Annotated in this window: 20 protein-coding genes and 2 pseudogenes; 13 read left to right on the top strand and 9 right to left on the bottom strand. The window is 64.6% G+C overall.

What is annotated here, in order from left to right; translation table 11 throughout:
- From ACFX5Q_RS05230 to ACFX5Q_RS05220, 3 genes and pseudogenes are all read right to left on the bottom strand, one after another.
- Nucleotides 1–204: pseudogene (locus ACFX5Q_RS05230) on the bottom strand (flavodoxin); the annotation flags it as partial.
- 14 nt (nt 205–218) lie between these two features.
- Nucleotides 219–1,204, bottom strand: a pseudogene (locus tag ACFX5Q_RS05225) (aldo/keto reductase).
- A gap of 38 nt (nt 1,205–1,242) precedes the next feature.
- On the bottom strand, nt 1,243–2,406 hold the full coding sequence (locus ACFX5Q_RS05220) for an aldo/keto reductase (RefSeq protein WP_404275933.1): 1,164 nt from the start codon (nt 2,404–2,406) through the stop codon (nt 1,243–1,245).
- A 108-nt stretch (nt 2,407–2,514) separates the two neighbouring features.
- On the opposite strand from ACFX5Q_RS05220, the gene ACFX5Q_RS05215 reads away from it, so the two are divergent.
- From ACFX5Q_RS05215 to ACFX5Q_RS05200, 4 genes are all read left to right on the top strand, one after another.
- Nucleotides 2,515–3,405, top strand: coding sequence for a LysR family transcriptional regulator (locus ACFX5Q_RS05215; RefSeq protein ID WP_404275931.1), 891 nt, complete (start codon nt 2,515–2,517; stop codon nt 3,403–3,405).
- A gap of 185 nt (nt 3,406–3,590) precedes the next feature.
- A complete protein-coding gene (locus ACFX5Q_RS05210; protein WP_404275943.1) occupies nt 3,591–4,391 on the top strand; it encodes a MipA/OmpV family protein in 801 nt (266 codons plus the stop codon).
- A 305-nt stretch (nt 4,392–4,696) separates the two neighbouring features.
- Nucleotides 4,697–7,672 (top strand): isoleucine--tRNA ligase, encoded by a 2,976-nt coding sequence (ileS, locus tag ACFX5Q_RS05205; protein WP_404275941.1) that lies wholly within the window; start codon nt 4,697–4,699, stop codon nt 7,670–7,672.
- 251 nt (nt 7,673–7,923) lie between these two features.
- Complete coding sequence (locus tag ACFX5Q_RS05200; RefSeq protein ID WP_404275929.1) at nt 7,924–8,604, top strand: hypothetical protein; 681 nt, start codon at nt 7,924–7,926, stop codon at nt 8,602–8,604.
- Between the two features lie 32 nt (nt 8,605–8,636).
- On the opposite strand, the gene ACFX5Q_RS05195 is transcribed toward ACFX5Q_RS05200, so the two are convergent.
- A complete protein-coding gene (locus ACFX5Q_RS05195; RefSeq protein WP_404275939.1) occupies nt 8,637–9,089 on the bottom strand; it encodes a nucleoside deaminase in 453 nt (150 codons plus the stop codon).
- Nucleotides 9,090–9,271: 182 nt separating this feature from the next.
- Between ACFX5Q_RS05195 and ACFX5Q_RS05190 the strand changes: the two genes are divergently transcribed.
- The 5 genes from ACFX5Q_RS05190 (at nt 9,272) to ACFX5Q_RS05170 (ending at nt 15,725) form a co-directional block, all read left to right on the top strand.
- On the top strand, nt 9,272–11,425 hold the full coding sequence (locus ACFX5Q_RS05190) for a pseudouridine synthase (protein ID WP_404275928.1): 2,154 nt from the start codon (nt 9,272–9,274) through the stop codon (nt 11,423–11,425).
- A gap of 13 nt (nt 11,426–11,438) precedes the next feature.
- Entirely contained in the window at nt 11,439–11,993 is a 555-nt protein-coding gene (rsmD, locus tag ACFX5Q_RS05185) for a 16S rRNA (guanine(966)-N(2))-methyltransferase RsmD (protein WP_404275926.1), read from the top strand.
- A 123-nt stretch (nt 11,994–12,116) separates the two neighbouring features.
- Entirely contained in the window at nt 12,117–13,472 is a 1,356-nt protein-coding gene (locus ACFX5Q_RS05180; RefSeq protein ID WP_404275925.1) for a M16 family metallopeptidase, read from the top strand.
- A 4-nt stretch (nt 13,473–13,476) separates the two neighbouring features.
- Entirely contained in the window at nt 13,477–14,856 is a 1,380-nt protein-coding gene (locus ACFX5Q_RS05175) for a M16 family metallopeptidase (RefSeq protein ID WP_404275923.1), read from the top strand.
- A complete protein-coding gene (locus tag ACFX5Q_RS05170) occupies nt 14,853–15,725 on the top strand; it encodes a patatin-like phospholipase family protein (RefSeq protein ID WP_404275921.1) in 873 nt (290 codons plus the stop codon). The genes ACFX5Q_RS05175 and ACFX5Q_RS05170 overlap by 4 nt, the downstream gene beginning before the upstream one ends.
- Nucleotides 15,726–15,735: 10 nt before the next feature.
- Here ACFX5Q_RS05170 and ACFX5Q_RS05165 read toward each other — a convergent pair whose 3' ends face one another.
- Both ACFX5Q_RS05165 and ACFX5Q_RS05160 read right to left on the bottom strand, forming a co-directional pair.
- Nucleotides 15,736–16,578: an ADYC domain-containing protein gene (locus tag ACFX5Q_RS05165; protein ID WP_404275919.1), complete on the bottom strand. Its 843-nt coding sequence runs from the start codon at nt 16,576–16,578 to the stop codon at nt 15,736–15,738.
- A 120-nt stretch (nt 16,579–16,698) separates the two neighbouring features.
- A complete protein-coding gene (locus ACFX5Q_RS05160; protein ID WP_404275918.1) occupies nt 16,699–17,175 on the bottom strand; it encodes a hypothetical protein in 477 nt (158 codons plus the stop codon).
- 1 nt (nt 17,176) lies between these two features.
- On the opposite strand from ACFX5Q_RS05160, the gene ACFX5Q_RS05155 reads away from it, so the two are divergent.
- Entirely contained in the window at nt 17,177–18,190 is a 1,014-nt protein-coding gene (locus ACFX5Q_RS05155) for a hypothetical protein (RefSeq protein ID WP_404275916.1), read from the top strand.
- On the opposite strand, the gene ACFX5Q_RS05150 is transcribed toward ACFX5Q_RS05155, so the two are convergent.
- Both ACFX5Q_RS05150 and ACFX5Q_RS05145 read right to left on the bottom strand, forming a co-directional pair.
- Entirely contained in the window at nt 18,187–18,900 is a 714-nt protein-coding gene (locus ACFX5Q_RS05150; RefSeq protein WP_404275914.1) for a response regulator, read from the bottom strand. The genes ACFX5Q_RS05155 and ACFX5Q_RS05150 overlap by 4 nt on opposite strands.
- On the bottom strand, nt 18,897–21,449 hold the full coding sequence (locus ACFX5Q_RS05145; RefSeq protein WP_404275912.1) for a PAS domain S-box protein: 2,553 nt from the start codon (nt 21,447–21,449) through the stop codon (nt 18,897–18,899). Before ACFX5Q_RS05145 ends, ACFX5Q_RS05150 begins: the two co-directional genes overlap by 4 nt.
- Between ACFX5Q_RS05145 and ACFX5Q_RS05140 the strand changes: the two genes are divergently transcribed.
- Together ACFX5Q_RS05140 and ACFX5Q_RS05135 are read left to right on the top strand one after the other, a co-directional pair.
- A complete protein-coding gene (locus tag ACFX5Q_RS05140; protein ID WP_404275911.1) occupies nt 21,448–21,750 on the top strand; it encodes a hypothetical protein in 303 nt (100 codons plus the stop codon). The genes ACFX5Q_RS05145 and ACFX5Q_RS05140 overlap by 2 nt on opposite strands.
- 56 nt (nt 21,751–21,806) lie before the next feature.
- Nucleotides 21,807–22,508 (top strand): response regulator transcription factor, encoded by a 702-nt coding sequence (locus tag ACFX5Q_RS05135; RefSeq protein ID WP_404275910.1) that lies wholly within the window; start codon nt 21,807–21,809, stop codon nt 22,506–22,508.
- 82 nt (nt 22,509–22,590) lie between these two features.
- Here the strand turns inward: ACFX5Q_RS05135 and ACFX5Q_RS05130 are convergent, their stop codons facing one another.
- Nucleotides 22,591–23,826 carry an outer membrane protein gene (locus tag ACFX5Q_RS05130; RefSeq protein ID WP_404275937.1) on the bottom strand — a complete coding sequence of 412 codons (1,236 nt, stop codon included), beginning with the start codon at nt 23,824–23,826 and terminating at the stop codon, nt 22,591–22,593.
- Nucleotides 23,827–24,289: 463 nt separating this feature from the next.
- Here ACFX5Q_RS05130 and ACFX5Q_RS05125 point away from each other — a divergent pair, with 463 nt between their 5' ends.
- Entirely contained in the window at nt 24,290–26,728 is a 2,439-nt protein-coding gene (locus ACFX5Q_RS05125) for an ATP-binding protein (protein WP_404275908.1), read from the top strand.

The following is a 26,728-nucleotide window of genomic DNA, read 5'->3' as shown; positions in this document are numbered from 1 at the left end:
GAAGAGATCGGCCGGCAGCGCCCGGCTGAGCTGTCCGGCGATGACACGGGTGTTGCCGCTCCGCGAAAAGAACGCCACCAGCGACTTGCCGTCCGAGCGGGGCGCCGCTCCGGTCTGCGTGACCGATGCGCTTCCGGCAGCGAGCGGCAGCAGCAGGGATGACATGAGGATTTTCCGCCTCGTCGGCTTTTGAGCATCGGTCATGGTGCAGATCCCGATCAGAGCCCGGTCATCTTGAGCGCGGCTTCGGGCAGGCGTTCGCCTTGGACCTCGATCTTCGCCAGGGCGTCGGCGAGTTCCTGCAGATCCTGCACGGTCAGCGTCACGTCGACCGCGCCAAGGTTCTCCTCAAGACGGTGACGTTTGGTGGTACCCGGAATCGGCACGATCCAGGGCTTCTGCGCGAGCAGCCAGGCGAGTGCGACCTGGGCGGGCGTCGCGCCTTTGTGCTCGGCCACGCCTTTCACGACATCGACCAGGGCCATGTTGGCCTTGCGCGCCTCCGGCGAGAAGCGTGGCACGTTGCGGAAGTCGGCCGGGTCGAACTTGGTATTCTCGTCGATCTTGCCGGTCAGGAACCCCGCGCCCAATGGGCTGAACGGCACGAAACCGATGCCAAGCTCGTCACAGACCGGCAACAATTCCGCTTCGACGCCCCGGTAGAATAGCGAGTACTCGTTCTGCACCGCTGTGACCGGCTGGACTGCGTGCGCGCGGCGGATGGTCTGGACGCCCGCTTCAGAAAGCCCCCAATTGTTGACCTTGCCCTGGGCGATCAGGTCCTTGATAGCGCCGGCGACGTCCTCGATCGGAACGTTCGGATCGACCCTGTGCTGGTAGAACAGGTCGATACGGTCGGTTTTCAAGCGCTTGAGGCTAGCGTCCGCGACACGCTTGATGTGCTCGGGCCGGCTGTTGGTACCGCCGGTGGGGCACCGGTCTCAAGATCGATATCAAACCCGAATTTTGTGGCAATGACGACCTGGTCGCGGATCGGCGAGAGCGCCTCGCCGAGGAGCTCCTCATTGGCGAAAGGCCCATAGGCCTCGGCCGTGTCGAACAGCGTCACGCCCCGCTCGTGCGCGAGGCGCACGAGCCCGATCATCTCCGCCTTGTTGGCTGGCGGCCCGTAAGCGGAGGTCATGCTCATGCAACCCAGGCCGACGGCGGAGACCTGCAGGTCTCCAAGTGTTCTAGTTTTCATGACGAACTTCCATGCGATCGTGGTGTGAGACTGTCGGCTCAGCTCTTTTCCGGCGCTTCGACGCCTGAATAGATCAGCACGGCGTCGGGAAGGCGCGCGCCCTGAACCTGGATTGCGCCGGCCGCGGCGTTGAGTTCCGCAAGCTCCTCGGGCGTGAACTGGACCGAAGCCGCGCCGATATTTTCGAGCAGGTGCGGCATCTGGGTCGTCCCGGGTATGGGAACGATCCACGGCTTCTGCGCCATCAGCCAGGCGAGCGCGATCTGCGCGGCAGTAGCTTGCTTGCGCTTGGCCCAGCTCTTGACCAGCTCGACGAGCGCCAGATTGTGTGGCAGGTTCTCCGCCGAGAACCGGCCCTCGATCTTGCGGATATCGCCCTCCGCGAACCGCGTCCTGGCGTCGATGGCACTGGTCAGGAAGCCTACGCCAAGTGGACTCCATGGGACGAAGCCGATGCCCAGTTCTTCGCAGAGCGGAAGCACTTCGCTTTCCGGCCCGCGCCATAGCATTGAGTATTCACTCTGGACGGCGGTGACCGGCAATGCGGCGTGGGCGCGGCGGAGGGTGTTCAGTCCCATCTCGGACAGCCCCCAGTGCGTGACCTTGCCCTGGTCCATGAGATCCTTGACAGCGCCGGCGACGTCTTCGATCGGCACGTCCGGGTCGACCCGATGCTGGTAGAGCAGGTCAACGCGATCGGTGCGCAGGCGCTTGAGCATGCCCTCGACCGCCAGCTTTATGCGGTCCGGTCGGCTGTTCAGCCCCGGGCGCCGCTCGCCCGTTTCCAGGTCGATGTTCCAACCAAACTTCGAGGTGATCACGACGCGGTCGCGAAACGGCGCTACTCCCTCGCCAAGGATCCGCTCGACCTCATGCGGGCCGTAGGCCTCGGCGGCGTCGAAGAAAGTGACACCTCGATCGAACGCGGTTCGGATAATATTGATCATCTCGGGTCGGGTCGGGATCGTCGTCTGATAGGTCCGGCTCATGTTCTGGACGCCGATGCCGAGGCTGGAGACTTCCAGCCAGCCCAGCTTCCGCCGCCCGCTCAGTGCCGCGGTGCTGTTGACGCCTGTCGCTTGAGCGCTCTCCTGGGCTGGCGCCTGAGAACCGCTGGCCAAGAGAAGCGGCGTCGCCGCGAAACTTCCCGCCGCGCCCAGAAAGCCACGGCGCCCCATCCTCAAAATCCCTTCATCTGCCATGCCTGGTCTCCTTCTCCGTTGATGCTGCGAAGAAGATAGGGGATGCGGCATCATGCGATAACCTGCTATAATCCGCATGAGCCTGTTAGCTGGACTAACAAATACATCATGCAGAATTTCAACGATCTCGCCGCATTTGCGACCGTCGCCCGGGAACGGAGCTTCACGCGTGCGGCAGCCAGGTTGGGGGTGTCGCCCTCGGCACTCAGTCAGACCATCCGCAACCTTGAGGAGCGGGTCGGGCTCAGGCTTCTGACCCGGACCACGCGCAGCGTGGCACCGACCGAAGCCGGTGATCGCCTTTTGCGCACCGTGGGCCCGAGGTTCGAGGAAATCGAGGCAGAACTGGCCACCTTGAACGCGCTGCGCGAGAAACCGGCCGGGACAGTCCGCATCACCACCGGTGAGCACCCGGCGATTTCCGTACTGCAGCCCGCCCTCAAGCGCTTCCTGCCGGACTATCCCGACGTCCAGGTTGAAATCATCGTCGACTACGGCCTGACGGATATCGTCGCCGAAGGCTATGATGCCGGCGTCCGCATGGGCGAGCAGGTGGCGAAGGACATGGTGGCAGTCCGTATCGGGCCGGACATTCGCATGGCCGTGGTCGGTTCGCGAGAATACTTCGAACGCTTCCCGGTTCCGCAAACCCCGCAGGACCTCACCGCGCACAAATGCATCAACATGCGGCTGCCGACTTACGGCGGGCTGTTCCCGTGGGGTCTCGAGAAAGACGGCCGCGAGGTGAAGGTGCGGGGCGACGGCCAGCTGGTCTTCAACAATCTTGGCATGCGCTTGAGTTCGGCGCTGGACGGGTTGGGGGTCGCCTACATGCCTGAGGACCAGGTGCTTCCGTACGTTGCGGAGGGGCGGCTTATCCGGGTGCTGGAGGAATGGTGCCCGTACTTCCCCGGCTATCATCTGTACTATCCAAGCCGGCGTCACACGTCGCCGGCTCTATCCCTATTGATAGACGTCCTGCGTCACCGGGGCAGCTGATCAAGTGCTGCGTTGTCCGGCTGCAGCCAATGCGTGCTGCGATCACGGCGCCTCGTTCAATTGGCTGCAATGTCAAAACATTCCGGTCCGATGTTACGGATATTAAGCCAAAGTTTACCGAACCGGCGCCATGGCTTGAACGCTGCCGGGTGTTCTCTCCAGTGTGTTTCGCGTATGGGGTGATGATGCGTATTGTCCGGGCGATTCCGCTTTTTCTGGCCACCTTGTTGGCTGTGCCCACTGCCAAGGCGGGCGAGGGCGCCTTCGGCTGGCTCTCCGGCGACTGGTACCTGACGCTCGGCGCCACGGGCCTGGTCGCGCCGGATTTCGAGGGCGGCAAAAAATACATGCTCAGCGCCCAGCCGATCATCTCGCTCGGCAAGGCCGGCCCCCAGGCTCGCTTCACCTCGCGCAACGACAACATCTCGCTGGCGCTGATCGACGATGGCAGCGTGCGGGCCGGCCTGACCGGAAAAATCCTGTTTTCCCGCGACAGCGACGATGAGCTGAAAGGCCTCGACCCCGTGCGCTGGGGTGGCGAGGCCGGCGGCTTCTTCGAATTCTATCCGCTGGACTGGGTACGCGCCCGAGCCGAGCTCAGGCACGGCATCCGCGCGCACAACGGCTTTGTCGCCGACATCGCCGCCGACGCCTTTTATGATGTAACGCCCACAGTCCGCATTTCGGGCGGGCCACGCATTTCCTTCGCCTCGGCGGACTATTTCGACGCATATTACGGCGTCAACGCCACGGAGGCGGCGGCGTCGGGCTTGAGCGAATACCATCCAGGCGGCGGTCTGAAGTCGACCGGTCTGGGCGGCGCGGTGACCTGGAAGGTGACCGAGCCGATGACGGCCAGCCTGTTCGGCGAATATTCGCGCCTGATGGGCCCGGCGGCCGATTCCAGCCTGGTCAAGGAGCGCGGCGACCGCAACCAGTTCACGGTCGGCGTGTCGACCACCTATCGCTTCGACTTTTCGATGTAGCGATTTGAACTGCGTGCTTTATTCCTGACGCCTAATCCGCTAAAAGCCCGGCCATGACGAGCTTTTCGCGCTTTTTTGCGATCGCGATACGAATTACGAGCCCGGTGTTCCGGGTGGCCTGAGAGCCGCCGGAGCCGCCGGGAATGTTGCGCGCGGCCTCTCGCGCTTTTCCAGATCATCAACGCATGTCGCCCAAAAGTGGGTCCGGTTTTGGGAAAACGATATGCGTCAAAGCGAAGACTTCAACGCCCGAGCTCCTTTTGCCGCCGGGCAGTGCACATGGCAGATCGATGACCGACACCCCAATGACCGATACCGCTGAAACGATCGACTATTCCAAGACGCTTTACCTGCCGCAGACGGATTTCCCGATGCGCGCCGGCTTGCCCGAAAAAGAGCCGCTGCTGGTCAAGCGCTGGCAGGACATGGACCTCTACACCAAGCTAAGGCAGGACGCCGCCGGCCGCACCAAATACGTGCTGCACGACGGCCCGCCCTATGCCAACGGCAACATCCATATCGGCCATGCGCTGAACAAGATCCTCAAGGACGTCATCACCCGCTCGTTCCAGATGCGCGGCTACGACTCGAACTATGTGCCCGGCTGGGACTGTCACGGCCTGCCGATCGAATGGAAGATCGAGGAGCAGTACCGCGCCAAGGGCAAGAACAAGGACGAGGTGCCGGTCAACGAATTCCGCAAGGAATGCCGGGAATTCGCCGCGCACTGGATCTCGGTGCAGGGCGGCGAGTTCCAGCGGCTCGGCGTCGTCGGTGACTTCAAGAACCCCTATACGACGATGGCTTTCCATGCCGAGGCGCGCATCGCCGGCGAATTGTTGAAGTTCGCCATGTCGGGCCAGCTCTACCGCGGCTCCAAGCCGGTGATGTGGAGCGTGGTCGAGCGCACCGCGCTGGCAGAGGCCGAGGTCGAATACCAGGACTACGAGAGCGACATGATCTGGGTGAAATTCCCGGTCGCAAGCCTTGCCCGCCCGGTCTCCGGCACTGAAGGTGAACAGCCGGCGGCATTGTCCGAATCCTCGCTGGACCTGCTCGAAGCCCATGTCGTGATCTGGACGACGACGCCCTGGACCATCCCAGGCAACCGCGCCGTCAGCTATTCGCCGCGCGTCGCCTATGGGCTCTATGAGGTCACGGCGGCGGAGAACGCGTTCGGCCCGCAGCCCGGCGAAAAGCTGATCTTTGCCGACGCACTCGGCGAAGACTCGGCGGCCAAGGCCAAGATCACCTTGAATCGCCTTCACAACGTCTCGGCCGATCAGCTTGAAAGCCTTACGCTTTCGCACCCCTTCAGGGGGCTTGGCGGCGGCTACGAATACCCCGTGCCGATGATCGCCGGCGAACATGTCACCGACGATGCCGGCACCGGCTTCGTGCACACCGCGCCCAGCCACGGCCGCGAGGACTTCGACGCCTGGACGGATGCGGTTGCCGAGCTGCTCAAGCGCGGCATCGACACGGCGATCCCGTTCCCTGTCGATGATGCCGGCTTCTTCACCAAGGACGCGCCGGGCTTCGGGCCGGACCGCGAGGGCGGTGCGGCGCGCGTCATCGACGACAATGGCAAGAAGGGCAACGCCAACCAGGCCGTCATCGATGAACTGATCAAGCGCAACGAGCTGTTCGCGCGCGGCCGGCTGAAGCACAGCTACCCGCATTCGTGGCGATCGAAGAAGCCGATCATCTTCCGCAACACGCCGCAATGGTTCGTCTATATGGACAAGGAACTCGGCGACGGCACGACGCTGCGCAGCCGTGCGCTGAAGGCGATCGACGACACGCGCTTTGTGCCGGCGGCCGGCCAGAACCGCATCCGCGCCATGATCGAGGAGCGCCCGGACTGGGTGCTGTCGCGCCAGCGCGCCTGGGGCGTGCCGATCGCCGTCTTCGCCGACGTGGACGGCAATGTGCTGAAGGACGAGGCGGTCAATCAGCGCATCATGGACGCTTTCGAGACGGAAGGCGCCGACGCCTGGTTCGCGGCCGGCGCCAAGGAGCGTTTCCTCGGCAATCACGATGCCGCGAAATGGCATCAGGTGATGGACATCCTCGACGTCTGGTTCGACTCGGGTTCGACCCATGTCTTCACACTCGAGGATCGCCCGGACCTGAAATGGCCGGCCGACGTCTATCTCGAAGGCTCCGACCAGCATCGCGGCTGGTTCCACTCCTCGCTGCTCGAAAGCTGCGGCACCAGGGGCAGGGCGCCCTACGACACCGTCGTCACCCATGGTTTCACCATGGATGAGGAAGGACGAAAGATGTCGAAGTCGCTCGGCAACACTGTCGTGCCGCAAGACGTCATCAAGCAGTCCGGCGCCGATATCTTGCGGCTCTGGGTGGTGACGACCGACTACTGGGAAGACCAGCGGCTCGGCAAGAACGTGCTGCAGACCAACATCGACGCCTACCGCAAGCTCAGGAACACCATCCGCTGGATGCTGGGTACGCTCGCCCATGACGATGGCGAGGAGGTGCCGTTGGAGAAGATGCCGGAGCTGGAGCGGCTTATGCTGCACCGGCTGGCCGAACTGGATGAAGTGGTGCGCCAGGGCTACGACGCCTTCGAGTTCAAGCGCATCACCCGCACGCTGCTCGACTTCATGGTGGTCGAACTGTCGGCCTTCTATTTCGACATCCGCAAGGACGCGCTTTATTGCGACGCGCCATCCAGTGTGAAGCGGAAGGCCTCGGTACAGGTCGTGCGCCATTTGTTTGACTGCCTGGTCAAATGGCTGGCGCCGATGCTGCCCTTCACCATGGAGGAGGCCTGGCTCGACCGTCACCCCGACGCCGTTTCGGTGCATCTCGACCAGTTCCCGCAGATCCCGGAGACCTGGGGGAACGAGCCGCTGGCAGAAAAATGGCGCAAGGTAAGGCAGGTTCGCCGCGTCGTCACCGGCGCGCTCGAGATCGCGCGTGCCCAGAAGGTCATAGGTTCCTCGCTCGAGGCGGTGCCAGTCGTCACAATCGACGATGCGACGCTCGAAGCGGCGATATCGGACGTCGACATGGCCGAGATGGCGATCACCAGCGACCTCGTCATTACCCATGGCAAAGCGACTGACGGGGCTTTTACGCTGGACGACGTCAAGGGTGTCGCCGTGGTGGTGGAGAAGGCCGAGGACCGTGGCTTGGTCAAATGCGCCCGTTCCTGGCGCTACACCGCCGATGTCGGGCAGGACCAGGCATTCCCAGATGTCTCGGCGCGCGATGCGGCTGTCCTGCATGAGCTGAAGGCGCTCGGGCGTTTATGATGCATGTCGCCCAAAAGTGTGTAGCGGTTTTGGGAAAAACGACATGCACCATCAAATATAAGCCGGTGCACAAATGCCACGCCGGGCGGTCCTTTGCCGCCCGTGCGTTGCCCTTAACGAGCGGTTGAGATAAACACGCGAAACTCCGGACGACAAATTGTCGCCGGATTTCCGTCGCAAGTGCTTGAGTGATGGGGACCGGACCTTTGGCCGGCGGCGATCGAGAGGCTGTCTAAGTGGGACTTTTTGGCATGACCGAGAGAACTTACGCGCGCGTTGCGCTGCTAGCGCCGCTTGTCGTATCAGGCCTCGCTCTGTCCGGCTGCATGGGCTCGCCCACCTACGGAACCGACAAGACCGCGGGCGAGCAGCTTGCCGGCGACCTGTCCAGCGCCTTTTCGATCTCGCCGAAGCGGGGTGAAAAGATCGACTACAAGCCGCGTCCTGAGCTGGTGAAGCCGGCACCGGGACAGAAGGAAAACCTGCCGCCGCCGCAGGAGAGCATCGAGACGGCGAGTGCCGACTGGCCCGAATCGCCCGAGGCGCGCCGCGCCCGCCTGCGTGCCGACGCCACCGCCCACCAGGACGATCCGGCCTACCAGTCGCAGATCGTCGACGACGTGCAGACCGATCCGGTAGCGGTGAAGAAGGCCATGGCGGATTCGGCCTCCAGCCACCCGCCGCGCTGGTCGCCGGCGGATTCGGACAAAGGCCGCGCCGCCGAGATCCAGCGCCGTGTGGCCGAAGGCAAGCAGGGCGATCCCAACACCCGCAAATATCTGAGCGAGCCGCCTCTGGACTATCGCGTCGCCGCCTCCACCGCGCCGCAGGGCGATATCGGCGAAGACGAATACAAGAAGGAACGCCGCCTCAAGAAGGAGGCGGCCGCCAAGAGCAAGTCCGGCGGCATGTTCGACTGGCTGCCGTGGTGAGAGCCTAGAGCCTAGCCAAAAGCCCAGAGCCTCTAGGTTTCGCGTCGCCCCCTGAAAAAGTCCTTCAGCAGCAAGGCCGCATCGTTTTCGGCCATGCCTGGATAGATGTCGGGCGTGTGGTGGCAAGTGGGCGACGCAAAGAAGCGCACGCCGTTGACCACGGCGCCGCCCTTTTCGTCGGCAGCGCCGAAATAAAGCCGGCGCAGCCTGGCGAAGGAGATGGCGCCGGCACACATGGCGCAAGGTTCCAGCGTCACATAGAGATCGTGACCGGTCAGCCGCTCGCTGGAGAGCTTGCGGCAAGCCTCGCGGATCGCCAGCATCTCGGCGTGCGCCGTCGGGTCGGCATGCTCACGGGTGCGGTTGCCGGCGCTGGCAACGACCGTGTCGCCGCTGGCGATGACCGCGCCGACCGGCACTTCGCCGCGCGAGGCGGCTGCTTCGGCCTCCCTTAACGCCAGCGCCATGAAATCCGGCCGCTTCACGCGGGTTTCCATCCCGATTATCTCCTCGCCACTCAGGCGTGATCCTGTTATTGAGCGCATAACCTCGAAAATCGGACTCGGTTTTCGGAAATGATCATGCGCCAAATCAAAAGTGCTACAGCGTCCTTTGCGCGCCCGAAAGGATGCGCCACGCTGTAGCAGCGCAAACAGGCAAAGGCCACATGGACGACAACGACAAGAAATTCCGGCCCAAAAAGGGTACGGGCAAAAGCGGCCCGAGAGCCGCGGCGCCGCGCGGCCGCGACGGTGCCGCCGGCAAGGGCGGCAAGCCGTCCTTCGGTGCCAAGAAACCTTACGCGCCGCGTGGCGATCGGCCGATGGCCGCCGAAGGCGAACGTCCGAAGCGCGATTTCAAAAGTGGCGACCGGCCGTTCAGCAAGGGTCCGCGCCCCGAAGGCAAGCCCTATGAGAAGCGCGAGGGGCCGCGCAAGCCCTACGCGCCGCGCGGCGACCGGCCGATGGCCGCCGAAGGCGAACGTCCGAAGCGCGATTTCAAAAGTGGCGACCGGCCGTTCAGCAAGGGGCCGCGCCCCGAAGGCAAGCCCTATGAGAAGCGCGAAGGCCCGCGCAAGCCCTACGCGCCACGTGGCGATCGGCCGATCGCCGCCGAAGGCGAACGTCCGAAACGCGATTTCAAAAGCGGCGAGCGGCCGTTCAGCAAGGGGCCACGCCCCGAAGGCAAGCCTTATGAAAAGCGCGAAGGTCCTCGCAAGCCCTACGCGCCGCGTGGCGACCGGCCGATGGCCAGCGAGGCCGAGGGCGGCGAGCGTCGATTCGAGCGCCCGAGTTTCGGCGATCGTCCAAAGCGCGATTTCAGCGACCGCCCAAAGCGCGACTTCGCCGATCGGCCGAAGCGCGATTTCGGCGGCGATCGGTCGCGCGGGTCGCGCACTGGCTCGTCGGGTGGCGGCTTCAAGCCGCGCCCGCGTCCCGCCGAGGCGGCGGAGGAAGCCGGCGAGCGCATCGCCAAGCGGCTGGCCCGTGCCGGCCTTGCCTCTCGCCGTGACGCCGAGGAGCTGATCGCGGCCGGGCGCGTCAAGGTCAATGGCCGGGCTCTGACCTCGCCGGCCTTCAACGTCATGCCCGGCGACATCATCCATCTCGACGGAATGGAGATCCCGCCGATCGAGCGCACCAGGCTGTTCCTGTTCCACAAGCCGGCCGGCGTCGTCACCACCAACCGCGACCCCGAGGGGCGCAAGACCGTGTTCGACGTGCTGCCGGCCGACCTGCCCAGGCTGATGACCATCGGCCGCCTCGACATCAACACCGAAGGCCTGCTGCTGCTGACCAATGATGGCGGCCTGTCGCGGGTGCTCGAACTGCCCGCCACCGGCTGGCTGCGGCGCTACCGCGTGCGCGTCCACGGCAAGGTCGAGGAAAGCGTGCTCGCCGGTCTGCGCGAAGGCATCGCCGTCGACGGCGTCTTTTACGGCGCCATCGAGGCGAGCCTCGACCGCGAGCAGGGCTCGAACGCCTGGCTGACCATCGGATTGCGCGAAGGCAAGAACCGCGAGGTAAAAAACATCCTCGGTTCGCTCGGCCTCGACGTGACCCGGCTGATCCGCATTTCCTACGGTCCGTTCCAGCTCGAGGACCTGCCGGAGGGCCATGTGCTGGAGATCAAGGGCCGCGTGCTGCGCGACCAGCTCGGCGAGCGCCTGGTCGAAGAGTCGGGTGCCAATTTCGACGCCGAGATCACAAAACCATTTTCCAACAAGCCGGTGCGGCGGACCGAGCCGCGCCCGGAGGAGGTCGAGCGGCCGAAATTTGCGCGCGACGGCGTTGATCGACGCCCGATCGGCGAGGGCGGGTTGATCAAGAACCGCAAGCGCCGCGAAGGCAGCCGCGACGAGGCGCTGGGCAAGCTGTCGACAAGTCCCGACAGAGGCTCCGGGCCGGAAAAGAGCTTTGGCGAGCGCGGCCCCAGGCCCGAGCGTGGCTTTGGCGACAAACCGCGTGGCGGCTTCGACGACAAATCCCGTGGCGGCTTTGGCGACAGGCCTCGCGGTGCATTTGGAGGCAAGCCGGGGGGCGGCAAGAAATCAGAACGCGAGCAGCGGCCGATCGAGCCGCCGGGCCAGCGCAAGGCCAATGTCTGGATGGCGCCGGGTTCGCGTCCGATCGGCAAGGGCAGGGCGGAAGCCGATGCCGCCAAGGCGGCAGAGGCCAAGGCGCGCAAGGCCTCGTTCAAGCCGTCCTATGGCAAACCGGCTGGCGCAAAGCCGTTCGGCAAGCCACGTGGCGAGCGTCCGGACGGCGGCAAGGGCGGTGACCGGCCGCGCGGCGGTGCCAAGGGTCCCAGAACGAGATGAGGCCCAGACTTAAATGAGAATCGTCGGTGGTGAGTTTCGCGGGCGTCCGCTGGCGACGCCGCGCGATCATGCCATCCGACCGACCACCGACCGCACCCGCGAGGCGGTGTTCAACGTGCTGGCGCACCGCTTTGCCGACAAGCTCGCAGGCGCGCGCGTGCTCGACCTTTTCGCCGGCACCGGCGCACTCGGCCTCGAGGCGCTGTCGCGCGGTGCGTCCTACGGCGTCTTCATCGAGGAATCGGCCGAAGGGCGCGGCCTGATCCGCACCAATGTCGAGACCTTTGGGCTCACCGGCCGCACCAAGATTTTCCGCCGCGACGCCACGGCTTTGGGGGAGGCGGGCACGCTTTCGGCTTTCGGCCTGGTCTTCGCCGATCCCCCCTACGGCAAGGGCCTTGGCGAACGCGCGCTCCGCTCGGCCAAGGCGGGCGGCTGGCTTTTGCCTGGCGCGCTCTGTGTGATCGAGGAGGTGGCATCGGCACCCTTCGAGCCAGGGCCAGGGTTCGCGGTGGTCGACGAGCGTGGCTATGGCGAAACGGTGATCCGGTTCATCGAGGCTGGGTGAGTGAAGCTCCCCCTTCTCCCACAAGGGGAAAAGGAAGAGGCGCCGCCTCGAAAATGACGAACAATTCACTTTGCCTCGTCCATGAACCCCGCCTATCGTCCCGCCATGATAACCGGGCCATCGATGACACCTCATACTGAATGGCTGCGGAGCGCGGTGCTCGCCACCGCGCTGGCCCTGGCCGGTCCCGCGCTCGCTGCCGACGATGGCAAGGTCACCAATTTCCTGCTTAACAACGGCATGGAGGTGGTCGTCATTCCGGATCACCGCGCCCCGATTGTCACCCATATGGTGTGGTACAAGATCGGCAGCGCCGATGAGCCGCCCGGCAAATCGGGCATCGCGCATTTCTTCGAGCATTTGATGTTCAAGGCGACGACCAACCACGCCGCCGGCGAGTTCGACCGTGCCATCTCGGCCATCGGCGGCTCCAACAACGCCTTCACCTCTTACGACTACACCGCCTTCCACGAGACGGTGGCGCCGTCGGCGCTTGGCGAGATGATGAGCTTCGAGGCCGACCGCATGCGCAACCTCATCCTCACCGACGATGTCATCAAGACCGAGCGCGATGTCATCCTGGAAGAGCGCCGCTCGCGCATCGACAGCAGCCCGCAGGCGGTGCTCGACGAGGAGGTCGACGCCACGCTGTGGCAGAACCAGCCCTACCGCATTCCGGTGATCGGCTGGATGCAGGAGATGGAAAAGCTGAACCGTACCGACGCCATCGCCTTCTATGACAAATACTACCGGCCCAACAACGCCGTGCTGATCGTCGCCGGCGATGTCGAGCCGGACATGGTGAAGGCGCTGGCCGAAAAGACCTACGGCAAGGTCGCGCGGGGCCCGGACCTGCCGCCGCGCATCCGCCCGGTCGAGCCGGAGCAGAACACCAAGCGCACGGTGACGCTGGCCGATGCGCGCGTTTCCGTGCCGAGCTTTTCGACGCAATGGGTGGTGCCGTCCTATCGCACCGCGCAGCCTGGCGAGGCCGAGGCGCTCGATCTGCTGGCCGAGATCCTTGGCGGGGGCAACCGCAGCCGGCTCTACCAGCAGCTTGTAGTAAAGCAGGGCATCGCCGGGGAAGCCGGCGCCTGGTTCCAGGGCACCATGCTCGACGCCACCAACTTCACCGTCTACGGCTCGCCGCGCGGCGACGCCAAGCTCAGCGATGTCGAGGCGGCGGTCGATGCCGAGATCGCCCGCATCGCCAAGGACGGCGTCACGCCGGACGAGTTGGAGAAGGCCAAGGACCGCTATGTCCGCTCGGTGATCTTCGCCCGCGACAAGCAGGACGACATGGCCAACATGTATGGCTCGACGCTCGCCACCGGCGGCAATGTCAAGGATATCGAGGAATGGCCGGACCGCATCCGCAAGGTCAGCGCCGACGAGGTCAAGGCGGTGGCAGTGCGCTATCTGGTGCTGGACCATTCGACGACCGGGTATCTCTTGCCGCAGCAACAGGCGGGGAATTGATTTGATGACGAGCATGAGCACCACGTGGATGCGCGCCTTTCCTTCTCCCACAAGGGGAGAAGGAAGAGCGCTGAACGCCCTCTCCACTCTGCTCCTCTCCGTCCTTTTCCTCATCTTGCCGGCTCTGGCCGCGCGGGCGATGGACATCCAGGAAGTCAAATCGCCCAAGGGCATCACGGCCTGGCTGGTCGAGGACCATTCGGTGCCGATCGTCACTATCCGCTTCGTCTTCGACGGCGGGCCCACACAGGATCCGGCCGGCAAGGAAGGGCTCGCCAATCTGATGACCGGCCTGTTCGACGAGGGCGCCGGCGACTTTGACAGCGAGGCCTTCCAGGTGAAGCTCGACGATGCAGGCGCCGAAATGGGTTTCGATGCGCAGCGCGACGGCACCTATGGCTCGATGCGCATGCTTTCCGAACAGAAGGACGCCGCCTTCGACCTTTTGACGCTCGCGGTCAACAGGCCGCGCTTCGACCAGGCGCCGATCGACCGCATCCGCGCCCAGATCCTGTCCGGCATCATCGCCAATGAGCGCGACCCCAACGCCATCGCCCAGCGCAAATGGCTGCGCGCGATCTATGGCGAGCATCCCTATGCCCGGCCGGACGAGGGCACCACGCAGAGCATCGCCACCATCACGCCCGACGATATCAGGGCTTTCTACAAGGCCAGTTTCGCCCGCGACGGCCTGCATGTCGCCGTGGTCGGCGACATCGATGCCGCGACTTTGAAAGGCAAGCTCGACCAGGTCTTCGGCGACCTGCCGCAAAAACAGACGCTTGCCCCGGTCGCCGACACCGCCCTGAAACTCGGCCAGCAGGTGGAGGTGAATTACGACCTGCCGCAGACCTCGCTGCAGCTCGCTTTTCCCGGCGTGCAGCGCAACGCGCCGGATTTCTTCGCCGCGGTCCTGATGAACGAGATCCTCGGCGGCGGCACCTTCACTTCGCGCCTCTACGATGAGGTGCGCGAAAAGCGGGGGCTGGCCTATGGCGTCGATTCCAGCCTCGTCGACCACCAGCATTCCAACGCGCTGATCGTCACCACGGCGACGCGTTCGGACCGCGCCACCGAGACGCTCGGCATTGTGCGTGACGTGTTGAAGAAGATGGTAGAGGAGGGGCCGACCGAGGCCGAACTGGAGGCGACCAAGAAATACATGATCGGCGCCTATGCCATCAACAATCTGGATTCCTCCAGCGCCATCGCCGCGACACTTGTGGAACTCCAGCTGGACAAGCTCGGCATCGACTACATGCAGCGCCGCGCGGCGCTGATCGATGCGGTGACGCTCGATCAGGTCAAGGCGGCGGCGAAGAAGCTGCTGTCGGCCGAGCCGGCAATCATGATTGTCGGGCCGGCTTTGGGAGGCAAGGGATGACCCCCACCTTCGGTGTTGCCTTTGGCGGTGGCGGCGCGCGCGGGCTGGCGCATATCCATGCCATTGAGGCGCTGGACGAGCTCGGCATCAAGCCGGTCGCCATCGCCGGCTCCTCGATCGGAGCCATCATGGGCGCCGGCATGGCCTCGGGCATGGCCGGCAAGGATATCCACGATTATGGCCGCTCGATCCTCAGCCGCCGCGCCGAGGTGGCGACGCGCATGTGGCGGGCGCGCCCGGGCACCCTCGCCGAGGCGATGCAGGGCGGCATCCGCGTCAGCCAGTTCAACATCGAGCGCATCCTGAAAGCCTTCCTGCCCGACGCCATCCCCGAAACCTTTGCCGAGCTGAAGATCCCGCTGCAAGTAACGGCGACCGACTATTTCGGCCACAAGCTCGCCGTGTTCGACGATGGCGACCTGCATTCGGCATTGGCAGCTTCGGCCGCCATCCCTGCCGTGTTCCGCCCGGTGACGCGTGACGGAAGGGTGCTGATCGACGGCGGTATCTACAATCCGGTGCCATTCGATCTCATCGAAAAGGCTGCTGACATCATCATCGCCATCGACGTCGTCGGCGCGCCGAGCGAGATCGAGCGCAAGCATCCGACCACGGTCGACCTGATGTTCGGCGCCACGCAATTGATGATGCAGTCGATCATCGCCAACAAGCTGAAGCAGTGCCCGCCCGACATTCTGGTCCGCCCGGCGGTGTCGAAATACCGCGTGCTCGACTTCATGAAGATCGACGCTCTGATGAACGAAACCGTCGATATCAAGGACGAGCTGAAGCGCGAGATCGAGAAGGTGGTGGAGGGGCGGTCGCGCGACGACAAGCCGAAGCCCAACAGGCGCGCTGCCCGAACGTGATGCCGGCGGATTACGGCTCGATCGAACGGTTCAGGACCAGCGCCCCGGCGTGGCTCTCGCACGCCGCTGCCTGTGGCATTTGCCGCACGCCCGGACAGATCGCCGCCAGGCCTTCCATCGTCAGCACGTCCGGGATCCTCGTGCGGCTGACGCACAGCGCGCCGTCCACCCCCCACGCGGCTTCGAACGCCATACCCGGCGCGGCCTCGTCCTGCTGTATGCCGTTCCTGTCGTAGATGACGATCGGCGTGCCGTTGCGCGTATGGCCGATACCGTCGCCGCAATAATCGGCGCGGATCATGCGGGTGCATGCCTGATGATGATCCCAGAGCGGCGTTCCATCCAGCAATTTCTCCCAGGGCCGATAGCCGAATCGCGCGCATTTGGCCTGGGCGCCGCCGGTGCAGGTAATGCTGAAGGCCGTGTCGGACGGCACATGGCGGCCGTCCTGCGTCCAGGTGCCGGCGAGCGGGAAACCCATGCGCCGGCCTTCGATGTCGGGTTCGCAGATGTTGCGCCACCCGCCTGTCGCCGCGTCGCGGGTCGACATGGTGTAGAGCATGATCGCGCCATCCGGGTTCCTCGGATCGGTCTCGACCGCATCGATGCGCAGCGGCATCCGGTCCTTTCCGTCACCGAGCGTCAGAATGGCGCCGACGAGATCGTCTTGAGGGACTATGTGGCCGTCTCCGGTCGTCACCTCGAACCTCGTGCCGATCACGGAGATCGAGCGGATCGCCTGTCCGGTTCCCGCCGCGACCGGTGGCGCCACGGCAATGCTGAAAATGGCCGAGACGGCCGCGATGGTTGAATAGCGGCCAACATTGGCGAGGCGGGTTCTGTGGGGTGACATTGTTGGCTCCTGCCGGCATGTCTTGCGAGCGCCGTTGGTGAGGCGCGGTGTTTTTCGGCGACTGACGAAGGAACGGAAGGCGCGAAGCCATCCGTTCCATTGTCAAAGGACTCTTGGACTCTAACGCCGCGGCGTAGGGGTCGGCCGGTCACGTCCGACTCCAGCGCCGCCGCCAGTGCCGTGCTGGCTGGACGGCAGGCCGTTGCTTTTCTTGCCGGCGATCGAGTGCTGGACATTGCCCTTCTGGACAGCCGGCAGATTGCGGTCGTTCGGGTCGATAATGGAACCGCCGCGGTGCTGGACAGCCGGCAGATTGCGATCGTTGGGATCGACGACGGAGCCGCCGGCCGGAGCAAGGCTTTTCGCAAGAACGATGCCGTCGGCTTGCACGCCGTTCAGCGCACGCACTCCGAGGCCATGCGTGAAAATCGCGTTGCTGGTCAGCGAATTGCTCGTAAGCGAATTACTGGTCAGCGAGTTGGTCTTCAGGCCGTTCAGCGATTTGCCATTCGAGCCTTCTGGGCCCGCGGCGCTGGCCGGGGTGACGAGGCAGGCCATTGCCGAGGCAGCGGCCAGGTAAGTCTTGAGGCGATTCATCGTGATTTCCTTTGTCGTTTTCAGCGGAGCCTTCCCGCCGGGTGCGCTCCATGGCGCGGTTTCTCGCTGCCGGCTGTTTCAGGCGAATGCCGAATTCGGCCGTTTTGTTTCGATTGTTGCGATCGCCCCGGGACCGAACGTCCGCCCGTTATCCGCAAACGATGACAATGGAGGCGCGCGAGCCGCGCAACGACACAAACGAAACCTTCCGACGGCAAATCGGCAAATCCGAGCAACATCGCTGCGTCATCGGTGGCGCCAGAACGGGGAGATTCTGGCGATGCAAGCTTTGCAGAAAACCAATGGCGGATCGGATGGCGACGCGGCGGCTGTCCGCACGGCACATCTGGCTGTCCTGGCGGGCACGCCCGGCCTGCTGCTGACGGCCTACGCGGCCGCCACGTCCACCTCGCTGACCATCCGCGCCGATCTCGCTCTGACGCTGATGGACATGCTGGTGCTGGTCGTTGTCGCGGTCGTGGCTGGCGGCAGGAAATCGGGCATCGGCAAGCGCCGGGCGGCCCTGGCGGAAACACTCGCCAATGCGCTTGCTGCCTCCGGCATGTGCCTTTCCATGGCTGTCGTCGCCGGCATCGCGGTCCAGCGCATTACGGCCGGCGGCGTCGAACCGCACGGCTCCGGCGTGGTCCTCGCCATGAACCTCAATCTCGTCTACGCCGCGATCAATTTCTGGATCCTGCGGCGCTGGAAGGCCCGCAACGCCCTTGCTGCATCCGCACTGGCGCGCGCGCAGATATGCCTGTTCTCCGACAAGCTCTCGTCGAACCTCTTGATCGCCGCATCGCTGGCAACAGCCATGGTCTGGGAAGGTACGGTGATTGCCCGTTTCGTCGATCCGGTCGCCGGGCTGTTGATCGCGACCGCAACCGCGCGCTGGACCATTCCCGTCGTGCGCGACACCGCGCGCAGCCTGCGCAGGGAAGTTCGCAAGCGGGTGGGACGGCGTGAGGCACTGCAACAGACGTCTGCACCAGGTCGCAAGTCGCAGCTCTAGCGGCTTCGCGCCTCATCGCGGGCGGGCTCGAAGACATAGCCTTCGCCGCGCACCGTCACCAGGACGGCCGGCGCCTCGGGTTCGGCCTCGACCTTCTTGCGCAATCGCGTGATGCGGATGTCGATGCTGCGGTCGCCCGGCTCGAGGTCGCGGTTGTGCGCCAGCCTGCAAAGCTGGTCGCGGGACAGGATCTGCCTTGGGTGGCGCGCGAACACGCAGAGCAGGTCGAATTCCATCGGCGTCAGCTCCACGTCGGCGCCGTCCGGATCGACCATCGTGCGGCCATCCATGTCGAGCACGCAGCGGCCGAAGCGGATGCGGTTTGCCGGCGCCTGCTCTTCCTCGCCCAAGCGCCTTATAACGCTTCTGACCCGCGCCAGAAGTTCACGCGGTTCGAAGGGTTTGGCCATATAGTCGTCGGCGCCGGCGGCGAGGCCTTCGAGCCGGTGCGGCAGGTCTCCGACGGCGGTCAGCATCAGGATCCCAATGCGGCTCCGTCCGGTGATTTCGCGAGCGAGATCGTAGCCGCTTTCGCCGATGAGATTGACGTCAAGAATGACCAGATCGGGGCTGAAGCGGTCGAGTTCGGCGCGCATGCCGGCTCCATCCGCGACGGCGCGGACGTCGAAGCCATGCACCGGCAGGTAGTCGCACAGCATCTCGCGCAGGGGCGCTTCGTCGTCGACGATGAGCAATTTCTGCCTGGTCATGGCTTGGCCTCTTCCATTGCGCTGAGGCGTTCCGTCACCAGCCTGCGAAAGCTTTGCGGATCGAGCGGCTTTTCGACCACGGGCGCGCCCGTCTCGCCGATGAAGCGATCGATCTCGGGGGCCAGCGTATCGCCGGTCACGAACAGCAGGCGGCCGGCGAGCCCCGGGCGCACCCCCTCCAAGGCGCGATAGAGGCCGGGCCCGTCGAGGCCGGGCATGCGTATGTCGCTGATCAAGAGGTCGACCCTTTCGTGGCGCACGGCCCTCAGGGCGGCATGCGCGTCGTCGGCGATGGTCACCTCGTGGCCATCGCGCCTGAGCAGTTCGGCGATCATCGCGGCAATATCGGCATCGTCGTCGACCACCAGAATGCGCGCGGCCGATGGCGCGGGCGGCGCCTTGCCGGCCGTCGCGGGCGCTGAAACCGTCTCGGCCTTGCCGCTCGGCAGCCGGATCGTGAAGCGCGCCCCGCCGCCCTCGGTCGAATCCAGCTCTATGCTGCCGTCATGGGCGGTTACGATGCCATGGCAGACGGACAGGCCGACGCCGGTGCCTTCGCCGGCCGATTTGGTCGTGTAGAAAGGCTCGAAGGCGCGCGCCCGCACAGTCTCCGCCATGCCCGGGCCGTTGTCGGCCACCACGATCTCGACGATGCCGTCTTGCCCGGTGGTTATGATCGTCAGCCGCCGCGGATGCGGCACCTGCAGCAAGGCCTGCTGTGCGTTCACCGCCAGATTGGTGATGACCTGATGCAGCTGGTCGCGGTCGCCCCAGATATTGGCAAGCCCATCCTCCAGTTCGGTGCGGACCTCGATCCCGGCCGAGCGCAGGCTGTAGGCGGCGAGTTCCAGCGAGGCGATGACGACCTCGTTGATGTCGACGGCGCCTCTCGTCGGCGGCTTCTTGCGCGCCATGGCCAGGAACGTGCGCACGATCCGCGAGCATCGTTCGGCCGCCGCGTGGATCTTGTCGGCGCGGCCCACTGTCGCGCTGTCGGTCGAAAACTCCTTCAGCATCGAGCTGTAGCCGATGACGACCGACAGCGGATTGTTGAGCTCATGCGCTACGCCCGCCAGCAGCGAACCAAGCGCGGAGAGCTTCTCGGACTGATAGAGCGTCTCGCGCTGGCGGGCGATTTCGGCTTCGGCTTCGCGCTGACGCGTGATGTCTGTGACGGCGGCAAGCATGGCCGGCCGGCCGCCGCGCGTGATCAGACGCGCCGAAACCAGCGTGTCGATCCTCGTCCCTTGCATGGTGGTCATGCCGGCCTCGAATGCGTCGACGAGGCCGTCGCGCAGCAGAAGCCGCATAAGATCGTCGCGCCGGGCGCGGCTTTCCCAGGTCGATATCGCCTCCGCGCCGACCTGGCCGATCTCGACGCCAAGTATCTTGCGCGCCGGCTCGTTGACGAACAGGATCTCGGGCCCGTCGATTGCCGAGATGGTGATCGGCAACGGCACGCCCTCGGCGATGGCGCGGAACTGCGCATCCCCTTCTCTCGACAATTTCTCTGCTTCAAGTCGCGCCTGTTCGGCGAAGACGCGGTCGGAGATGTCGCGGCCGACGGACTGCACCTCGATCAGGCGGCCTTCGCCATCGAAGATGCCGTGATCGTTCCAGGCCAGCCATCGGCTCACGCCATCGGGCATTGCGTTGAGAAGTTCTATGCTGGCATCCGGCGCCTGCGGGGTGAGGCGGCCGAGATGCTCGACGAACCGGCGCCGTTCGTCCGGGGGAAGCACGTCGAGTTCGCACCAGGATGGGCTGAGAAGCTGTTCCCGTGTCATCCGGCATGCCCGGCAATAGGCATCGTTGACGAAGGTCAGGTAGCCGTCCGGCGACATGCGGACGACGAACTCGGTCTGCAGTTCGACCACGCTGCGGTAGCGTTGCTCGCTGGCCTCCAGCGCCTCTAGGGCGCGTTTCTCCTCGGTGACGTCCCGCCCGACGGACTGGATTTCGGTGAGCTTGCCGTTTTCGTCGAAAATGCCGCGATCGGTCCAGGCTGCCCAGGTCGAGCCTCGCATTGGCCGTTCCACCTTCAATTCGATGGTTGCGACCGGGTTGTCCGGGGTGAGACGCGCCACATGGGCGAGAAACCGCGTGCGCTCGGCCTGCGTCAACTGGTCGAGGTCGCACCAGGCCGGATCGAGCAGTTTTTCACGCGGCATCTCGCAGTAGCGGCAATACGCTTCGTTGACGAAGGTCAGATGGCCGTTGGGCAGCATGCGCATGACGAATTCGGTCTGCGTTTCGACGACGCTGCGGTAGCGCTGTTCGCTGGCCTCCAATGCCTCGCGGGTCCGTCTTTGCTCGGCGTCCTCGGCGACGCCCGAAGCTCTGCCTGCCTGCTCAGAGCCATCGCCGGCGAAGCGCTCATCGCCGGCGTCCGGGCGTGAAAATTCGCGCAGGAGTATCCGGTGCGTTGCGAACAGGAAGGCCAGCAGGCCGGCCAGGATGATCGCGTAGGGAACAAGCGAGGCTTGCCGGCTGTGGAACTGATGCAGGCCGAGGCCGGCGACAAGCAAAACCAGAGGCAGGGCGGCCATGGCGAACGCGAAGTGCCGGGACAGGGGCGGATTCGAGGAGGTCGGCAAGGCGGGATCTCCACTGATGGATGCGCCGGTCGCGATGCTGCTGCTCCCGCGTGGCCAGTGGACTGAACGGCTCCCGACCTGTCAAGTCGGCCATCTCAAGCGGTGCCAAGGCATTGCTCCCTCTTTCATTGTGCTGTCCGATAAGCTGGCGCGGCCAGGTTTCACGACGATGCCGTGCGCCGGCTTTCTCGACGGTCCTTGTTTCAGTTGTGTCGATCAGCCGGGAATTGCCGCCAAGGCAGGGTGCGGTTGACCCCGGGCGAATGCTCTGTACGTTTCCGGTGGTGGCTCGCGGCATCGGGGGAACGCATGGCCGACATCATTGTCGTGGACGACGAGACCGACGTGGCGTTCATGATCGCCGACTATCTGCAGGCTAAAGGCCACAGTGTCCGTACTGCATCCGGCGGCGCCGAACTGCGCGAGGCGATCACGGCGGCGAAGGCCGACCTTGTCGTTCTCGACCTCAACATGCCCGGCGAGAACGGCTTCAGCCTCGCCCGCTGGCTGCGCGAGCATCACGATGCGGGCATCGTCATGCTGACCAGCGCCGATTCGGTCTTCGACAAGGTGGCGGGCCTCGAGGTCGGCGCCGACGATTATCTCGTAAAACCCTTCGCGCCGACCGAGCTGGAGGCACGCATCGCCGCGGTGCTGCGCAGGCGCAGGCCGAAGGCGGCTGATAGCGCCGATTCCTTGCCGGCCGGGCATTTCGCCTTCGGCGCCTATATCTTCGATGCAAACGCGCGGACGCTGAGCGACGCCGAGGGCAGGGCCATGTCGCTGACGCCGATGGAGCTCGACCTGGTTGCGGCTTTCGCCACGCGGCCCGGCCAGGTCATCGGTCGCGACGAACTGCTCGACCTTGCACCGCCGAGGGGCGACGAGCCGTTCGACCGCAGCATCGACAGCCGCATAACCCGGCTGCGTCGCCGGACCGAGAAGGACCCGGCCAAGCCGGAACTGATCAAGACGATCCGCGGCGTGGGGTATTTGTTTCCGCGGAGGTAACCTGCCCGCGGCAGCATTTCCACGCGGCAAAGAAAAAGCCCGCCAGCATTGCCGGCGGGCTTAGCTGTTTTGCCTGGAGGGCTTAGTTGAACTTGTACTTGGAGTCGATCCGCACGGTGTGGAAGGACGGCGTGGAGGTGAGGGAGCCGTCCGGTGCGCCCAGATCCGACGAGAAATCATGCTCTTCGAATTGCGAGTAGCGATATTCGAGACCGACCGTCATGTTGCTCGATACGGCCGTTTCCACACCGCCACCCACCGAGAAGCCGCTGGAGCCCCAGTCGAGGATGTCGCCGATGGGCGCCGAGGCATTCAGGTCGAAATGCTGCCAGGTGTAGCCGGCGAGCGCATAGGCGAGGGTTGATTCGTTGACCTTCATGCCGAGGCGGCCGAGCACGTCGAAGCCGTAGTCGGTGTCGAGGTTGATCTGCCCCCCGGGGACTTCCACCTTCGACGTCATCCCGGAATAGCGTGCGTCGACCATGACGCCTGCCACCCAGCTGCCGAAATCCTGGTCGTAGCCGATGCTCGCCTCGCCGAACACGCCTTCGCCGCCGATCCCGTTCAACGTCACACCGGCCGGCGGAACGTCGAGCTGATGCACGGACGCACCCGCGCCGAGCCCGCCACCGACATAAAAGCCGGTCCAGTTGTAGGCGGGAGCCTCGAAGGCGGCGCCGCCGCCGTTCTGGGCGCCAAAGCGATAGTTGGCGGCTACCTGGAACGTATGCCGCGAAGTGTCGAGGTTGAGAAAGCCATCCGGTGCGCCGAACTCGGACAGCAGATCGTCATTGGTGGCGAAGCGCGTGTAGCGATACTCGCCCTTGATCGTCCAGTTGCCGGCGACGGCGGTCTCGACGCCGGCGCCGACGAAGTAGCCGCCCTGGTCCCAATCGAGGTCAAAGCCCGCGTTGGTGTCCAGCTTGTACTTCTGCCAGGAATAGCCGCCCAGCACATAGCCCAGCGTGTTCGGCGTGAAGAGATAGCCGGCGCGCAGGCCTGCATCGAAGCCGTAGGTTTCCTGGATCGAGGCGCTGAGCCCGAATGCATCAAGCGAGGTCTCGATATTGCCGAAATGGGCGTCGATCAGCCCGCCCAGCAGGAAGCGCTGCGAAACCATATAGTCGTAGCCGACGGTCACTTCGCCGTAGACGCCTTCGCCGCCAATGCCGTTCAGGGACAGGCCCGGGATGAAGTCGCTGCTGATCTCATGAACGTTGGCGCCGGCGCCAACGCCGAAGCCGACATAGAGCCCGCTCCAGTTGAGCCCGGACGCCTCGACCGGCTGGGCGACATCGGCCGCATGCGCGGCAGATATCAAAGCCACCGTCGAAACGGCGCACAAAAGGATTTCGCAGAAAAGCGCGTGAACATCGCCCGTACCCCCAATGAATAAGCCCAGCGTGTCTTAGCAGGGGGTGATTAAATTAGTGGTTGTATAAATGCCACGGTGATTGGCAAACTGCCCAAGTCATGGGCAGTTTGCGGAACTGCACCCAGGAAAAGTCATTCACCAGCGATTCGCTGTGTTTGGATCAGCGTCGTTCGACGCCGCACCGGGCCACTTCATCCACTGACATGCCGCCGGCACCCGCGAGATCGCTAAAAGGCGATCCACGCATCGCAGAGCATTGCGACTGGCGGTTCGGCCGTCACGAAGCCAGGCCGGGCGGCACCGTTTCTGCGTGGTTTCGACGTGCGCCGTTGCCGCAGAGCGCCGGCTCTTTTAGACCTCGGATAGGTTTTGCCGGTATCTATCGGAAAAAAGGAGCCGGAACGTCATGATCGAGATCTGGCACTCACTCCTCGCCAATCTTGCCCTGGTCTCCATCCTCGTGGTCGCCTGGGACCTTGTGGCGGATTTCACTGGGCGTCTCTCGCGGCGGATGCAGTCGCTGCTTCTCGGCGTGGTCATGTGCGTGGGCGCGATCATTTCTATGGCGACGGCCCTGTCCGTCTCCGGCTTCGTCGTCGATCTGCGTGCCGCCTTCATTGCTGCGGCCGCGTTCTTCGGCGGATGGCCGGCAATGCTCATCGCGACGGTCGGCTCCATTGCCTATCGCATCCATCTCGGCGGACAGGGAGCGAGCGTCGGGGTCATGGGCATCCTCATCACCGCCGTCGTTGGCATTGCGTGGCACCACATCATTGCGGCCCGGTCGCGCACCATGTACGACATATTCGGTCTCGGCGTATCGGTCGCCCTTGCCGGGCTGATCACGCTCCTGGTGATCCCCGCGCAAATTACCGGCCTGGTGCAACAGAGCACGTTCCCGTCCCTCGTGTTCCGTTTTCTCAGCACAATTATCATCGGCGTGCTGCTCGACCGCCAGCAGCGGCGGCGCGATCTCCTGATGTCCAACATGATCTACCGGGCCATGGTTCGCGAGCTGCCGGACTGCCTGAACATAAAGGATGTGGATGGCCGCTTCATCGCCGCCAATCCCGCCACCGCCGAAATGATTCGCGCCGCTTCGGTGGAGCAGCTCATCGGCAAGACGGATTTCGATTTCTATCCGAAGGAGGTGGCAGAGCGCTTCCGGCAGGATGAGATGGGCGCGCTGGAGGCCGGGCAGACGCTGCGGATCGATCAGCCGGCGCTTTTGCCGGATGGCAGGCAGGGCTGGCTCTACACGCTCAAGGCCCCGTTCCGCGACGAGTCCGGCAAGATCACCGGTGTCATCACCTACAATCGCGACATCACCGAGCAAAAGCGCACCGCCCAGCTCAAGAACGACTTCATTTCCACGGTCAGCCACGAATTGCGCACCCCGTTGACCTCCATCCGCGGCTCGCTGGGCCTGATCGCGGCCGGCGTGGCCGGCGAACTGCCGCCCAAGGCCGCCAACCTCGTCAACATCGCCCACAAAAACAGCGAAAGGCTGGTTCTCCTCATCAACGACATCCTCGACATGGAGAAGATCGAATCGGGCGTGATCCCCTTCAAGATCAAGCAGATGCCTGTCCGCCCCGTCCTGGAGCAGGCCATTGCCGCCAGTTCCAACTACATGGCCGATAGCCGGATACGCATCGTCCTGGTCGACGATGCCCCGCGCGCCGAAGCCAACATCGATCCGGACCGCCTGCATCAGGTGATGGCGAACCTGCTGTCGAATGCGATCAAGTTCTCTGACGCCGACGGAACCGTGACGGTGAAACTCGAGCGTCGCGATCGCGACATGCTGCGCATCTCGGTGATCGATCAGGGCGCCGGCATCCCCGAGGCCTTCCGCAGCCGCATATTCGGCAAGTTCGAGCAGGCGGACGCGTCCAGCACCCGCAGGATAGGCGGCACCGGCCTGGGCTTGAGCATCGTCAAGGCCATTGCGGAAAAGCTGGGCAGCGCCGTTTCCTTCGAAACCGAGGAAGGCAAGGGAACCTCGTTTCACGTCGACCTTGCCGAAGCGCACAGGCAGGCCGAGAAGCCGGTTTTGGTCGAGCGCCGGTCGCGGCCGCGCGATGGCCGCCTGCGTGTTCTCATCTGCGAGGACGAGGCCGACGTCGCGGCGGTGATCGCGGCACTTCTTGATGCGGAAGGCTTTTCCAGCGACGTCGCCCCTGGCATCGACACCGCCAAGGCGCTGCTGCGCTCCCGCGATTACGTGGCGCTGACGCTCGACATCAGGCTGGCGGGGGAATCCGGCATCAAGCTCTTCCACGACATCAGGGCGTCACCGGTGAATTCCGATATTTCGGTCATCGTCATCTCCGCCGTCGCCGATGAGGCCAAGCGCTCGCTGAACGGCACCGCCGTCGGCATCGTCGACTGGCTGGAGAAGCCGGTGGATTCGAGGCGGCTTCACGCCGCTCTTGCCAAGATCGTTGACGGCAAGGTCGACCGGAGGCCGAGGATCCTCCATGTCGAGGACGACGAGGGTGTGCTTGCCGTGATGTCCGCGGGGCTGGGTCCGAGCGTCTCGTTCACCTCGGCGAAAACGCTGCAGGAGGCACGCCGGGCGGTCGCGAAGCATCGCTTCGACCTGGTCATTCTGGACATCGCGCTTCCCGACGGATCGGGGCTGGATCTGCTCATCGATCTGCCGCTCGAGACCGGGGTCATCGTGTTCTCGGCGGCGGAGCTGGACGAGAAACTCGGCGACCGGGTGCAGGCGATGATGACCAAGACCAGGGCGTCGGAGATCGATGTCGCCAAGCTGGTCAGAAGCATGTTGGTTTCGTCCCGCAGGGGCACCCGGTCTGCCGCGCACGCCAACGAGTGA

The sequence above is a fragment of the Mesorhizobium sp. IMUNJ 23033 genome, assembly GCF_044778005.1.
In the GTDB taxonomy this organism is placed as follows: Bacteria; Pseudomonadota; Alphaproteobacteria; order Rhizobiales; family Rhizobiaceae; genus Mesorhizobium; species Mesorhizobium amorphae_A.
Note: the sequence above shows the minus strand (reverse complement) of the source record. Positions and strands in the feature narration are given on the sequence as shown.